At 42.5% G+C, this 14,625-nt stretch carries 15 protein-coding genes; 9 read left to right on the top strand and 6 right to left on the bottom strand.

The window, feature by feature from the left end:
* Positions 1-236 precede the first annotated feature (236 nt).
* From L6C30_RS05795 to L6C30_RS05815, 5 genes are all read left to right on the top strand, one after another.
* The gene (locus L6C30_RS05795) at positions 237-776 is read left to right on the top strand and encodes a DUF924 family protein (protein ID WP_236162557.1); all 540 of its coding nucleotides are present in this window, start codon (positions 237-239) and stop codon (positions 774-776) included.
* A gap of 45 nt (positions 777-821) precedes the next feature.
* Positions 822-1,391, top strand: a complete 570-nt coding sequence (locus L6C30_RS05800) for a hypothetical protein (RefSeq protein WP_236162558.1) — start codon at positions 822-824, stop codon at positions 1,389-1,391.
* An 18-nt stretch (positions 1,392-1,409) separates the two neighbouring features.
* Positions 1,410-2,738 (top strand): DUF445 domain-containing protein, encoded by a 1,329-nt coding sequence (locus L6C30_RS05805; protein WP_236162559.1) that lies wholly within the window; start codon positions 1,410-1,412, stop codon positions 2,736-2,738.
* A gap of 156 nt (positions 2,739-2,894) precedes the next feature.
* Positions 2,895-4,049 (top strand): methionine aminotransferase, encoded by a 1,155-nt coding sequence (locus tag L6C30_RS05810; protein WP_236162560.1) that lies wholly within the window; start codon positions 2,895-2,897, stop codon positions 4,047-4,049.
* Between the two features lie 114 nt (positions 4,050-4,163).
* Complete coding sequence (locus L6C30_RS05815; RefSeq protein WP_236162561.1) at positions 4,164-5,531, top strand: MATE family efflux transporter; 1,368 nt, start codon at positions 4,164-4,166, stop codon at positions 5,529-5,531.
* Positions 5,532-5,555: 24 nt separating this feature from the next.
* Here L6C30_RS05815 and L6C30_RS05820 read toward each other — a convergent pair whose 3' ends face one another.
* Positions 5,556-6,395, bottom strand: a complete 840-nt coding sequence (locus tag L6C30_RS05820; RefSeq protein WP_236162562.1) for an SDR family oxidoreductase — start codon at positions 6,393-6,395, stop codon at positions 5,556-5,558.
* 231 nt (positions 6,396-6,626) lie between these two features.
* Between L6C30_RS05820 and L6C30_RS05825 the strand changes: the two genes are divergently transcribed.
* From L6C30_RS05825 to phoR, 3 genes are all read left to right on the top strand, one after another.
* Positions 6,627-7,334, top strand: a complete 708-nt coding sequence (locus tag L6C30_RS05825; protein ID WP_230245562.1) for a TetR/AcrR family transcriptional regulator — start codon at positions 6,627-6,629, stop codon at positions 7,332-7,334.
* Positions 7,335-7,541: 207 nt separating this feature from the next.
* On the top strand, positions 7,542-8,252 hold the full coding sequence (phoB, locus tag L6C30_RS05830) for a phosphate regulon transcriptional regulator PhoB (protein ID WP_004974162.1): 711 nt from the start codon (positions 7,542-7,544) through the stop codon (positions 8,250-8,252).
* A gap of 9 nt (positions 8,253-8,261) precedes the next feature.
* The gene (gene phoR, locus L6C30_RS05835) at positions 8,262-9,620 is read left to right on the top strand and encodes a phosphate regulon sensor histidine kinase PhoR (protein ID WP_070155810.1); all 1,359 of its coding nucleotides are present in this window, start codon (positions 8,262-8,264) and stop codon (positions 9,618-9,620) included.
* A 95-nt stretch (positions 9,621-9,715) separates the two neighbouring features.
* Here the strand turns inward: phoR and asd are convergent, their stop codons facing one another.
* From asd to pncB, 3 genes are all read right to left on the bottom strand, one after another.
* On the bottom strand, positions 9,716-10,576 hold the full coding sequence (gene asd / locus L6C30_RS05840; protein ID WP_070155808.1) for an archaetidylserine decarboxylase: 861 nt from the start codon (positions 10,574-10,576) through the stop codon (positions 9,716-9,718).
* On the bottom strand, positions 10,573-11,415 hold the full coding sequence (locus tag L6C30_RS05845) for a sulfurtransferase (protein WP_230245563.1): 843 nt from the start codon (positions 11,413-11,415) through the stop codon (positions 10,573-10,575). Before L6C30_RS05845 ends, asd begins: the two co-directional genes overlap by 4 nt.
* Positions 11,416-11,579: 164 nt before the next feature.
* Positions 11,580-12,785, bottom strand: a complete 1,206-nt coding sequence (gene pncB / locus L6C30_RS05850; RefSeq protein ID WP_019838070.1) for a nicotinate phosphoribosyltransferase — start codon at positions 12,783-12,785, stop codon at positions 11,580-11,582.
* Positions 12,786-13,017: 232 nt separating this feature from the next.
* On the opposite strand from pncB, the gene dtd reads away from it, so the two are divergent.
* A complete protein-coding gene (gene dtd / locus L6C30_RS05855; protein ID WP_019838069.1) occupies positions 13,018-13,458 on the top strand; it encodes a D-aminoacyl-tRNA deacylase in 441 nt (146 codons plus the stop codon).
* 60 nt (positions 13,459-13,518) lie between these two features.
* Here the strand turns inward: dtd and L6C30_RS05860 are convergent, their stop codons facing one another.
* Positions 13,519-13,998 carry an SCP-2 sterol transfer family protein gene (locus tag L6C30_RS05860; RefSeq protein ID WP_236094229.1) on the bottom strand — a complete coding sequence of 160 codons (480 nt, stop codon included), beginning with the start codon at positions 13,996-13,998 and terminating at the stop codon, positions 13,519-13,521.
* 209 nt (positions 13,999-14,207) lie between these two features.
* Entirely contained in the window at positions 14,208-14,543 is a 336-nt protein-coding gene (gene aciT, locus L6C30_RS05865; protein WP_236094230.1) for a ciprofloxacin tolerance protein AciT, read from the bottom strand.
* Positions 14,544-14,625: the final 82 nt, after the last annotated feature.

Consider the following 14,625-nt stretch of genomic DNA (forward strand, 5'->3'; position numbering starts at 1 on the left):
ATACACATGATCTGAGATGAAATTGCTACCGTTCAAGTATAACTTGATTTGGCATCAGCACATGCGCTTGGGCTGTTTTTTCTAACAAAATAATGATTTTGGGGCATGCTGACATTTTATAAAGTGGTCAACATCAATAAATTTTAATTTGGCAATTTTTATCACAAAGTTGCACTATAAGACATGCTCAATTTGTGATTTTATAATCAAAAGAACAGAGGTAAATAATAAAGCGTATGAATTATCAAGATTTTTTAGATTTTTGGTTTTCTCCTGTTGCAGAACCGAACTGGTTTGTCAAAAGCGCAGAATTTGATGCCCTGCTCGCAGAAAAATTTACCGATGTACTGCAACAAGCGGCACAAGGAGAATTATGGACATGGCGCGAAACACCTGCAGGTCGTTTGGCTGAAATCATTGTTTTAGATCAATTGTCACGTAATTTATACCGCAATGACCCGCGTGCTTTTGCCCAAGATGGAATGGCCTTGGTATTGGCACAGGAAATGATTCACTTAAAATTAGATCAGGACTTAAACCGAACCGAACGTCGTTTTTTATATATGCCATTTATGCACAGTGAATCCAAACGTATTCACGAAGTCGCATTGACGTTATTTGAAAGTTTGAATGACCCCACCGTGTTGGACTATGAACTGAAACATAAAGTAATTATTGACCGTTTTGGACGTTATCCGCATCGGAATCAGGTGTTAAGACGTACATCTAGCGCAGAAGAACTTGAGTTTTTAACCCAACCCAATAACAGTTTTTAACTGGCGAGTTTGTCTTGGCTGGTTGATGTGTACAGGAGCTTTCACATGAAATATTCCCTACTCGGTCTTGCCCTTGCCAGCAGTTTGCTGTTTACAGGCTGTACCACGACACCCTCTAAACCACTCAGTTTTGAACAGTTGGGGCAATTCAGCACCACACCACTGAATGTACAGACCTATCGGATTAGTTTTTTAGCGGGTCATAACATGAGTTTTGGCACCGCAGAAGAAATTACTTTGGTGAAAGCAGCACAAACCACACTGCAACACGGTTTTCGCTTGTTTAAAGTTCTAGATGATCCGAGTAACCGTAGCCACAAACCACCTAGACAGGCCGTGGTCTATCCTGCACCAAGTTATTATCCTTATTATCCGTATGGCTATTATCATCGTCGCGCACCCTTCTGGCCTGACCCATTCTATGACATGCCACAAGTGGTCACCCTCGATCCGACTCAAGTGTCTTATACCATTCAGTGTTTTAAAGATCAAAAATCTGCACCTGAAGATGCCTTTGATGCGAGCCTGATTTTACAATCACTGGGGGCAAAATATGGTTTAAGTGCAACAGGACAACCATTAACGCCACCAAGCTCTGCCCCTGCCGCGCCCTAATGAAATAAGGATGCCTGCATGAATACAGCGTCTGACCATACTTTAGCGAGCAGCTCGCAGCGTACTTCTCCGAGTCTGCAACGCAGTAAACGCTTTGCCACCATTGCTTTAGTGATTGCCGTGGTGGCATGGCTGACATTAATGCTGACCGCAAAATTACTGCCTGAATATACGTGGTTGATTCACATACTCATGCTGTCTGCCGAAGCAGGCGTGGTGGGTGGTCTGGCAGATTGGTATGCAATTACGGTGCTGTTTCGCAATCCTTTTGGCAAAATGCCAATTCCTAAATTCTTGCGTGATCACACCGAAATTATTCCACGCAATAAAGACCGTATTGCCGAGTCGATGGGGCGTTTTGTACAGGAAAACTTTTTATCGCCACAAGTGGTACAAAAAAGCCTGCACAGCACTGACTTATCTTTAGCTGTGGGCAAATGGTTAGCGAATCCACAAAATAATGCGCAAGTCACCCAAGTCATTCAGCAAACTGTACCGAAAATTTTTGAATTTGTTGGGCAAGAACAAATTGGGCGCTTTATTCAAAGCAATAGTGTGCAATGGGTTCGCAACACACAGGTCAACCACTTGGCCAGTGAAATGCTGCGTGCAGTTTTGGAAAATGACTTCCATCAGGATGTGCTGCAACGCGGTTTAGACCTTGCCCATGACTGGATGCTGAAACATCCTGAAAAAAGCCGTGAATTGACCCGTCAATTGTTTAAAGAACTTGGCGTATGGAAACTGGCCAAAGGTGCGAGTTGGATTGGAATTGATGTGCAGCAACGCACTATAGATTCTTTACTGCAACGGGTCGAATCCATGCTGGCAGACCCTGAACATCCTTGGCGACAAAAAATTGAAGAGGCTGGGCAGCAACTCATGTTACAACTGGCAGATAACAACAGCAGTGCCAGTCTGCGCCTAAATGACACTAAAAATGCTCTGTTAGACAGCCCACAAGTCTTGAATTTTATCAGTGGTGCGGTGGTCATTCTCTGCAATGCGATTAAGGAAGATTTACAAAAACCTGATTCGGGAATTGCGCAAAACCTGCGTGTTGCCATTCAGCAAGTCGGTGAAAATATTATTGCCAATACCGCAGTACGTCAGTTATTGAATGAAAAAATGAGTACGATTGCGGTGAATTTGTCTGATCAATATAGTGAAAAAGTGATTCGTTTTATTAGTGAGCGTATTCATGAATGGGACTCACGCGAAATGATTGGCAAAATTGAAAACGAAGTGGGTGGTGATTTACACATGATTCGGGTCAATGGTGTGGTCGTAGGTGCATTTATTGGTCTAGGATTGGGGATTATTCGGGCATTGGTGGAGTGGATTTAAGATGCAAGTTTTTGATAAGACGATCTTGAGGTATTAAATAAAAATAACGCCCCGAATGATCTACTCAAGCTACATCACCGCACTTACCCCCATTTGCATTCACGCCTGAAAAAGCTACGATGTAAAATAAGCTGCTGCCACCACTAGAACCTCACTATGCTCGATATTCATGCGAAACTGCCTGCTCAAGGTCTGAGTATTTTTAGTACCATGTCTAACTTGGCACAACAACTAAATGCCTTAAATTTATCGCAGGGTTTTCCCGACTTTCCCCCACCTGCAGCATTACTGGATGCTTTAAGCCAAGCCACACACGCAGGCTTCAATCAATATCCTTCGGGCGATGGTTACTTGCCACTACGCGAACAACTGGCACAGCAATTTTTACAGCGTGATCAGCTAACACTTGACCCGATCAGTGAAATTACCATCACACCTGGGGCAACACTGGCTATTTTTAGCATCATGCAAACCGTGCTGCAGGCAGGCGATGAAGTCATTCTTTTTGATCCAAGTTATGACAGTTATGCGCCCTGTGTAAAATTATTGGGTGCAAAAGCCATTCATATTCCGCTACAGGCTCCACATTTTCAGGTGGACTGGAATAGGGTCAAAGATGCCATTCATTCAAAAACCCGCATGATCATCATCAACACGCCACATAATCCCACAGGTACAGTATGGTCAGCGCAAGATTGGCAGCATTTAATTGATGTCATTCAGGAACATAATATTGTGGTGCTGTCCGATGAAGTCTATGAACATTTAGTCTTTGATACGCATCAACATCGCTCTGCGCTGTCTTTTCCTGAGCTTAGGGAACGTAGTTTTGTCGTGGGCTCGTTTGGTAAAACTTTTCATGTCACAGGCTGGAAAACAGGCTACTGTACGGCTGCACCTGCCTTAATGCAGCTCTTTCGCCAAGCCTATCAATTTATTAATTTCTGCGGGGTTAGCCCTGTGCAAGTAGCTCTGGCGAATTATATGCAGCAGCATCCTGAACATATTGCAGAATTGGCAAAGTTTTATCAGGACAAACGTGATTTGTTTAATCAAGGGATTGCCAATTCACGTTTTCAATTCAGCCCTGCTCAAGGCACTTATTTTCAAAATTTAGATTACAGCAATATCCGCCCTGACTTAAATGCCGTAGATATGTGTCATTTTCTAGCCGAGCAGTACGGCATTGTCGGTATTCCTGTGTCTGCATTTTATCAAACCCCACCCGATGATTTACGTTTAATCCGCTTCTGCTTTGCTAAAAAAACTGAAACCCTGTTGCGTGCAGGTGAAATTTTATCGGCAATTTAAGTAGTGAAGCTCTACTGAAATGTCACTGAGTTACTGAAAAGCTAAGGCTTTTTATGACTCAATCATGCTAGGGTGAAATTTAAAATAACCGCATATTGAAGCGCAGGATTTGGCATGGCAAGACCTCAGGCACTGGTCGATCACCCTCAGCTTTGGAAAACCTTTTTGGTATTTCTATTGCCACTGATTGCCACCAATATTTTGCAAAATCTTTCGGGCACCATTAACACAATTTTTGTCGGGCAAATGCTGGGTGTGGAAGCCATTGCTGCAGTGTCGGTATTTTTTCCCATTATTTTTTGCCTAATGGCCTTTGTGATTGGGCTTTCGGCAGGCTCGACCGTGTTGGTTGGACAAGCATGGGGCGCACAAAATGTCGAAAAAGTGCGCTGTATTGTCGGCTCGACTTTATTTATGACCCTGATTGGCGGCAGTTTGATTGCCTGTTTAGGGGTAATTTTTGCCAAACAAATTTTAATCTTATTGGGCACAGACCCTAAAGTGATGCATCTATCCCTGCCGTATGTGCAATGGATGTTGGCAGGCAGCCCACTGCTGTTTGTGTATATTATTTATACCTCTATTTTACGTGGAGTGGGCGATAGCCTTACACCGCTCATTGCCCTAAGTCTGACCAGTTTAATGGGCTTAGTGATTACCCCCATCCTGATTGCAGGTTATTTTGGCTTTCCTCGCTTGGGCATTATTGCCCCTGCCATTGCCACCATTCTGGGCTATCTGGCTGTTTTAATTTTTTTGGTGATTTACCTGAATAAAAAGAACCATCCCCTCAAAATGGATAGGCATCTGCTACGTCAAATTCGGCATCAACCCAATCTAAGCAAGGTGATTTTACGCTTAGGCATTCCTACAGGCTTACAAATGGTCACCACCTCTATGGCGGGTTTGGTGATTGTCGGTTTGGTTAATCGACATGGTGCTGAGGCCACTGCCGCCTATGGTGCAGTTAATCAGGTGTTGAACTATATTCAATTTCCTGCTCTATCCATTGCCATAGCTGCTTCAATTTTTGCAGCACAAGCCATTGGTGCAGGCAAAGCCGAATTACTGGCCAAAGTCACCCGTACTGCCTTGGGCATGAATCTGCTAATTACAGGTATTTTAGTCACCTTGGGTTATTTATTTTCTAAATATCTGATGGCGCTGTTTATTACCGATCCTGCAGTGGTGGTACTGGGTCAGCAACTCTTATTTATTGTGCTATGGGCCATTTTATTTTTTGGTGCCAGTGCAATTTTTGCCTCTATTATGCGCGCCAGTGGCACGGTCAATGTGCCAATGATCATCAATATTTTAGCGATTGTTTTAATTGAAGTGCCGTGTGCTTATTTCTTCAGTCAGTGGTGGGGCTTGCAAGGAATTTGGTATGCCTATGCCTTGGCATTTGTGAGCCTGTGCATTGGTCAAGGTGCGTATTATCAATTTGTCTGGAAGAAAAAAACCATTCAGGTTTTAGTCTGAATGGTCTTATATTTCTAAGTTAAATTAACCGCGTTTCTTGCCAAACTTAGTCGCCCATGCGGTTACTTTCTGATAACCCGTTGGAACAATACGCTGGATTAAATCCAAAGTTTTAGCATCATTACCAATCAATAAGCGGCGTTTGTCTTTTTGTACTGCCTCTAAAATTTGGCGTGCAGCTTCTTCAGGCGGGCAACGCAATAATTTATTAAACGCACGTGCCGATTTTTCAGGATTCATGCCCAAAGTGCGTATGCTGTCGTTCATTTTGGCGTTGTTGGCAATATTGGTGCGAATCCCACCTGGATGCACGCTCAACGCGCTCACTCCACAATTTTCCAAATCTAATTCCTGACGCAAGGATTCAGTAAAACCGCGCACCGCAAACTTGGTCGCATTATAAGCCGACTGCGAGGGTTGTGCGGTTAAACCAAATAAACTAGAAATGTTAATGATATGACCATCCCCAGTTTGTTTGATGAAAGGCAAAAATTCTTTGGTGCCGTACACCACACCCCAGAAATTTATACCAACAATCCACTCCAATTCTTTGTAACTTGCACCTTCTACGGTAGAACCCAATGCCACGCCTGCATTATTAAAAATCATATTGACCGAGCCGTGATCTTGCACAGTTTCAGCTGCCCATTCGCGCATTTGTTCTAATTGAGAAACATCCACTTTTTTAATGGTCACGCGCACATTACTGTCTTTGAGTAAATCTACTGTTTGCGACAGACCTTGTTCATTCACATCACTGAGCGATAAATGACAGCCTTGCTTCGCCAATAGAACAGCCAGTTGCTGCCCAATACCCGAGCCTGCGCCTGTAATTGCGGCAACTTTATTTTTAAAATTTTTCATATGATTTCCTTGAGTATATGGCGTGCACAGTTCAGACCTGCTTGTTGTTTTGTAGGGCTATGCGATGCGCTGTGGTTTAAATATAATTTTGACAATAAGTATTGTCAATATAGGCCAGTACGAATATCGCAAATGAATCTGAAATCATAGGTTTAACAGATAATTATTGCTAATATAAAGCCTGCTTACGGTTCGTATTTGGCTTAACTGAACAGGACAGAACGACTGCCCATGACTGCACAAACAGAAAAAACCACCCAGAAACCACAAAAAGAACGTCAGTTTAAAGGCTTATCTTTAACTGAGCGCAAACAGGTACGTCGTGAGAAATTGATTGAGGCAGGTATTCAAGCCTATGGGACGCATGGCTTTTTTGCCGTGACCGTAAAAGATATTTGTACCGAAGCTAAACTGACCGAACGCTATTTCTACGAATCCTTTAAAAAAAGTGAAGAACTGTTTCAGACCATTTTTTTAAAACTGATTGATGAATTACAGCAAAATGTCATGCAAGCCATTATGCAAGCTTCGGCGGATCCAAAAAAAATGATTGATGCTGGACTAACGGCTTTATTGACTACGCTAAAAAATAACCCGCAAATGGCACGTATTATTTATATTGATGCCATGCTGGTGCAAGAACTGCATAACCAAGCCACTATTCACGAAACCATGTCACGTTTTGACCGCATGATTCAGGCCTTTGTCATGCTGATGATGCCGCATTTAGACCGCCCCAATCGAGAGATTTCACTGGTGGCGACAGGCTTAAATGGTTATGTCACCCAAATTGCGATTCGCTGGGTCATAAGCGATTTCAAACAATCTATGGAAGATGTCTTGTCTTCTTGCCGTATTGTATTTTTATCGTTATTACAGACCTTTTCGGAAAAAGAGCAAACTTTTATGAAAGATTCTTCGACCTTGTCATCACATTGAAAAAACAGTCATAATATTTTTCAAATCATTATTTTACTTTTACTGAATCTGTTCAGTTTTTTCATCAAATCGACATTAGTTTGTCACAAATTATTGCAAAAACAGCCCGTTTAACCCTTTCTGCAATGATACTGTCATAATTAATCTTTGTAATAAGCCTGTCATAAATAAAACGGCCCACCGTTAACATCTATAGGATATTGCGTTGTGAAAGATGACTACATTTTAATCGTCGATGACGAACTTCCAATTCGGGAGATGATCCATACCTCTTTAGATATGGCAGGCTTTCAGTGCTTACAAGCAGAAGATGCAAAACAAGCTCATCAGATGATTGTCGATCAACGTCCAGCGCTTATCTTGCTTGATTGGATGATGCCAGGCGGTGTCAGCGGTGTAGACTTGTGTCGTCGCCTAAAACGCGATGACAACCTTGCCGAAATTCCTGTGATTATGCTCACTGCACGTGGTGAAGAAGATCACAAAGTTCAAGGTTTAGATGCAGGCGCGGACGACTACATGACCAAGCCATTCTCAACTCGTGAACTGGTGTCGCGAATTAAAGCCGTCTTGCGTCGTGCCAATGCCTTAAGCGGTGAAAAAACCATTGATGCCAACGGTTTAATTTTAGACCCAGTTAGCCAGCGTGTCAGTTTTGGCGACAATATTTTAGAAATGGGCCCAACCGAATATCGCTTATTGGCATTCTTTATGACGCACCCAGAGCGCGCTTACACCCGTGCGCAATTGCTTGACCAAGTCTGGGGCGGCAATGTATATATTGAAGACCGAACTATTGATGTGCATATTCGTCGTTTACGTAAAGTCTTAGAGCCGTATGGTGTAGACCGTTTTGTGCAAACGGTACGTGGTACAGGTTATCGCTTCTCGACACGTGCGGATGTTGCTTTAGGCTAAAATTATTTTATGTACGAACCTTACCCAGTCCCTGAACTCGCTCGTGACCTCAAACAAGTTCGTTACAGCAGTTTATGGACTTTTGCCAAACAAGATTTTCGTTTATTGGCCTTTTTCCTAATTATTGCAAGCTTGATTGGTTTTGGGATTGGGTATTTTTGGATTTGTATTAGCCTCGCCTTTTTGCTGTTTTTTCTTCAGCAAATGCGCTCGCTCTATTTAGTCAATGATTGGATTTCCAATCGTCCTTATGATGTCCCGCCGAATCTGCATGGAATTTGGGGTGCATTACTATTCAATGTTTATCGCTCGCAACGTCAGGAACGTATTGTTCAGGCTGAAATGGTCGGGTTGATTGACCGCGCCCAGTCTTCATTGGTGGCACTAGATGAAGCCGTGATGCTGATTGATGAAAATCATCAGATTGAATGGTGGAACCCTGCTGCAGAAAAACTGTTAGGTATTCAGCCTTTAGACCGTGGACGCAACATCCTGACTATTTTGCGCCAACCTAGTTTTATTGAATATTTTAATCATATTGACCAAGCACCCGACGGTTTAAAAATGAAATCGAGTGTGCATGAAGGGCAATATGTGCACGTCAAAATGACTCAGTTTGGTGGCAATAGCCGTTTGTTATTTGCTTACGACATGACGCGTATGCATAACCTAGAACAAATGCGTAAAGACTTTGTCGATAACATTTCACACGAATTACGTACCCCACTAACCGTGCTGAGTGGTTATATCGAAACCTTTACCGATCAGGATGATATTAACCCGCGTTGGAAACGTGCTTTTGAGCAAATGCAATCACAAACCCGACGTATGAATGCTTTAGTGAATGACCTTCTGCTATTGTCACGTCTGGAAAATGAAAAAACCATCGCCAAAAATCAAATCATTGAAATGCCAAGTTTAATGAATCAATTATTTGACGATGCACATGCCTATAACGTCGATTATGGACACACGCTCAACTTAAATATCGACAGTCATTATGATCTGATTGGTTCAGATGTAGAATTGGCCAGTGCCTTTAGCAACCTAATCACTAATGCAATTAAATACACCCCAAAAGGCGGGACGATTACCATTGGCTGGCATGATGATGGCAATCAAGGCTATTTTACTGTAGAAGATACTGGCATCGGGATTGATCCGAAACACTTACCACGCTTAACTGAACGCTTTTATCGTGTAGACAGCGCGCGTAGCCGACAAACAGGCGGCACAGGTTTAGGTTTAGCAATTGTGAAGCACGTTTTGATGCAGCATAATGCACACTTAGAAGTCGAATCTAAAGAAAATCAAGGCTCTATATTCAAAGCTGTGTTCCCGAAAGAGCGTTTGTATTACGAAAGTTAAGCGCTGATTTGGTACAACCCCCAACAAATTACAAAGTTAAAAATAAAAAACGCCAAATTATTTTGGCGTTTTTTTATTTCTCAATTCATCAGATTTTATTCTGCGGAAACAACATGCCCCAAGGCTTTCCCCATTTCCACCACAGAATTAGCCTTGAATTCGGCATCCCACTGCATTTTATTTTCTTCAAACAAAACAATCGCGGTAGAACCCAAATAAAAACGTCCTAATTCTGCACCTTTTTCAAGGAATAATTGGTGTTGATTCAGCTCCAAACGTCCCGATGGTTTTACTTTACCTGTCGCCACGGTTTCAATACCCGCCACAATCATAGCACCCACCAAAACGACCGCCATACGTCCCAGTTCGGTATCAAACAAACAGACCATGCGCTCATTGCGGGCAAATAAACCCGGAATATTTTCGGCTGTGGTTTGATTGACAGAAAACAACTCGCCTGGCACATATAAAGTTTCAGTGAGCGTGCCTGCAAAAGGCATGTGTACACGGTGATAATCACGTGGAGATAAATACACGGTTACAAACTGACCATTTTTAAAGGGTTCAGCCAATTGCGGGTCGGCAATTAAGTTTTCAACAGTAAATTGCTGACCTTTGGCCTGAAAAATTGCCCCATCTTCTATTTTACCTAGCTGCGAAATCGCCCCATCTGCAGGCGATACAATGCTGTTCGGATTGCTGTCAATTTCCCGCACACCTTGCTTTAAAGAACGGGTAAAAAAATCATTAAAAGATTTATATTTCAAGGCATTGCTTTGCTCTGCCAAAGACATATCAATGCCGTATTGTGCCTTGAATGCAGTAATCACTGCATTTTTGAGCACAGGATGCTCACTGGCTGCTAGTTTACCCACTACACGTGATAATTGATGTTGTGGCACAACGCGTTGTGCCTGAATGAAAATTTGTTTTTTTAAACGTGATGTGAGGCTCAAGACGGCAACTCTCCAGTAATAACAGGACTGTCAGGGCGGTTGCCCCATTCACTCCACGCACCATCATAGGCCTGAATTTTCCAACCCAATAAACGCCCTAAAATGTAGGCCAAACCTGAACGGTGATGTGACTGACAATACACCACTACAGGTTCGTTTAAATTGAATCCGATTAGTTCGAGACGCTGTCGTGTGCGTTCTAAGGGATGCAATTTTAAATGATTTTCACGATTAAGGGCAGTACTCCATTCAAAATGCAGTGCTCCAGGAATGTGACCGCCGCGTCGTGCAGCCAAACGTAGCCCTGTATATTCATCAGTAGTGCGGCAATCCCAAAGTTGTACCGACTGGTTTTGGCATTTTTCTAGCAACTCATCATATTGAATTCGATACTGATTTTTCTCAACAACAGGAACAAGCGTACTAACGGAGGTCAGTGGTTCAACCTCCGAAGTGGTTGGAAAACCTGCTGCCAACCAGGCGTGAATCCCACCATTCAGCAAACTGGTATTCTCAAAACCCAAGCAGTGTAAATTCCAGATCAGACGCCCTGCCCAGGCACCACCTTCATCGTCATAGGCAACGACATGATGTTCAGGAGAAATATTCAAATACTGAATTAAGTCTTGTAAAGCTTCATGTTCAGGCAATAAACCCGACGTATCTTCATCCTGACGTAGCAACATGCTCGGTTTGACCTGTAAGGCATGCGGAAGATGCAATTGCTCGTACACCGAATTGCGGCTCAAATCGACAATGCGCAATTTTTCATGCCCTAAATAGGGAACTAAATCTTCTGCTTCAATCAGCAGTCCAAAATTGAATGGAGAAGTGCTCATTTTTATGCGGTTCAGTCTGTTTGGCAATCAACTTTAACTTAGTATAGGTCATTTTTGATGGCATGCTGTTTTTTTCATAACTTTCGCAGAATTTTAACAATCACATGCTTTAATCTAGAAAAAAAACCGAAGATTTTCTTCGGTTTCTTGAATGAGCTAAATTTTTAAACAGGTGTTTGCACTTCAAAAACTTGGCGTAAATATGCAAGGAAAGTGTCATTATCGGTCATGGTTTTACCCGGACTATCAGACAATTTTGCCACCGACTGCCCATTACATTCCACCAATTTCAACACAATATTCAGCGCAGTTTGCCCCATATCATTGGTTAAGTTGGTACCAATCCCAAAACTAACCTGAAAACGGTCTTTAAAATACTGATGTAAAGCCCACGCTTTTTCGACATTTAAGCCATCACTGAAAGTCAGCATTTTAGTTTTACTGTCAATTTTCAGCTTTTTATAATGGGCATAAGCTTTATCGCCCCATACATACGGATCGCCACTGTCATGTCGTAAGCCATCAAACAACTTGGCAAAATATAAATCAAAGTCACGCAGGAAAGCATCCATTCCAACCACATCAGTCAAGGCAATACCTAAATCCCCCCGATATTCCTGCACCCAAGTTTCTAGTGCGGCTTTTTGGAAGTCACGTAAACGCACATCTAGCGCCTGAAAAGCCTGTAAAAACTCATGTGCCATTGTCCCAATTGGGGTAATGCCTAATTCTTTAGCCAGAAATACATTACTGGTACCACGGAACACCTCAGGTACAGCTTGATGAAGGGCCGTAATCACGTGTTTTTGCCATGCAAAACTATAACGGCGGCGTGTACCAAAATCTGAAACCAAAAATGGTGGATCTTCGGCTTGTTGTTGCTGTTGGTAACTTTGAATCAGGGCAATTTTTTGCTGTAAACGACGTTCACCTTCTGCCCAGACCTCATCATTGCGAATGCGCTGGAAATAGAGCTCATTGACAATTGCCAAGACAAAAATCTCGAACATCATGGCCTGTACCATCGGACCTTCTATCCGAATATCCAAACGACCTTGCGCATCAATACTGGCTTGAATAAAACGACGCTTGAGCTGAAATAATTCTAAATAATCGACAAAGTCACTTTTAATAAAGCGTAAATTACGCAAATACTGCAATTCATCTTCTTTAAATTTCAACTGACACAAATGGTCAAGCTGTGCGTTCAACTCAGCTAAAATATCGCTCAGTGGATACGCAGTATCTTCAAGGTTACGGCAGCGGAATTGATACACACTGTGCGTTTGTGGAAATTTATGCAGCACCACCTGTAACATGGTGAATTTATATAAATCAGTATCGAGCAGAGATTGAATAATGGGGCTCATAGGGATCATCATTTCGCGGTACTTCTTGCATTAAAGCATACTTTATTCAGCAAAAAAGGGCTTTTATCGACAATCTTGTTAGAGCTTTGCTTAAGTTTAGCTATATCGTGGTGTTTTACCTCTTTACGAGCAGCGACCGTCTGGAGCTTACCTGACTGATGTTAATGCACGCCAAAGTGCCTGAGTTTGGTACAATCTGCAGCCATCCCCACACTGAGAAAGTTAGTCCCCCATGCGTGCATTATTACAACGAGTTCTTGAAGCCAAAGTCTTGGTCGATGGTGAAATCACTGGCGAGATTCAACAGGGTATTTTGGTGTTTTTGGGCTTAGGCAAAGACGATAATTTTGAGAAAGGTAAAAAGCTGATTGATAAAATTTTGAAATATCGTTTTTTTGATGATGAACAAGGCAAAATGGGTTGGAATGTCAGTCAGGCCAACGGCAGTGTGCTATTGGTTTCACAATTTACCCTCATGGCACAAACCCAAAAAGGCCTGCGCCCTGATTTTGGCCCTGCGATGCCACCTAACGATGCCAAAGCACTGTATGAACAATTGGTAGACTATGCCAAAAGTCAGTTTGACAAGGTGGAAACTGGTATTTTCGCTGCCGATATGAAAGTGCATCTGGTAAACGATGGGCCTGTGACTTTTTGTTTGGAAGTCGAGTAAATCACATAAAAAAAAACCTCTGTCAAAAATTGATCAGAGGTTTTTTGATGGCTAAATAACTTATTTGCCCGTTTTTTGTTGAATAAACTGGCGTGCCATTTTAATTTTTTCTTTTACAGGTTTTGGCAGTTTCGGTGGAATCAATTTCGCTACTTGGTTAAACCACACCAATAAGCCAAAATCACCTTCCATTTTAATGCTGCCGTTTTGCATGCCGGTCATAAACGCAGTTGGATCGCCTTTCATTAAGGTTTTTACGCCTTGCTCGCTGTCTGCAAACTGCAAAATAAAATCCGCTTTTTCTGCATCGCCTGCCACAGTGTCAATATGTCCATTGTTGACAATAATTTGACGCGCCAGGCCTAAATCAGTGCCAATCTGAATGCGGAACTGACGCTCATGCACTAACTCAATAAATTTTGGACTGGTACGTGCCAGCTGCTTCATACGCAATGCCAATCCTGCCACAAGCAGGTCAAGTGGATCGGTACTGACATCAACCAAAGGAAGTTTGATCACAGGAATTGCAGAAAGTTTCATGACCGAGAAGCCTATTGTAATTGTTGGATAATGAATAAACTCATCCTATCACATCTCCTGCTTTTTGCTGCAAGGCTTTGTATAACAATCTTTAGCAGGGTTTAAAATTTTGTTGCTGTTTGGATGGCGCAAACTGCCGTTCGGATAAAGCAAAAAAGATGCAAGCCAGTTGCATCTTTTTTAAAGTTTTTGAATTTAGTCTGTACGATTTAGCGGCTTGAGCACTGCTGCTGATCGTCTTCATACACGGGGGTATGTTCGATATAGCGACGTTTTGCCAAAGCACGCTCTGCCCGACGATCTTCTCGTAATAATAATAAAGTCACCAAAGCCATCGCCAAGAAAATTGCCGACAAGTAACTGTAGGTAATTGGCAGTTCAAATACGCGTTGCACACTGTAGCGCACCACTTCCAATAACCCCCAAAACACCATACCTGCCAACATAAAGTTTAACCAGCGACGATAAGGCGAAAAGAAAACAGCAATCAACGCAGCTGCGACGAGGCTTAAGCCTACAATGGTCGCTAAATTCGCTGTTAGCATAAAAACCTCCGTCTAAAGATGCAGCCTCTGTTTGATTCGGTTTGCAACTTCAAATACCGTTTAAATAAATAATGGATGTCGA

The sequence above is a fragment of the Acinetobacter sp. KAM396 genome, from assembly GCF_021602765.1.
GTDB lineage: Bacteria > Pseudomonadota > Gammaproteobacteria > Pseudomonadales > Moraxellaceae > Acinetobacter > Acinetobacter towneri_A.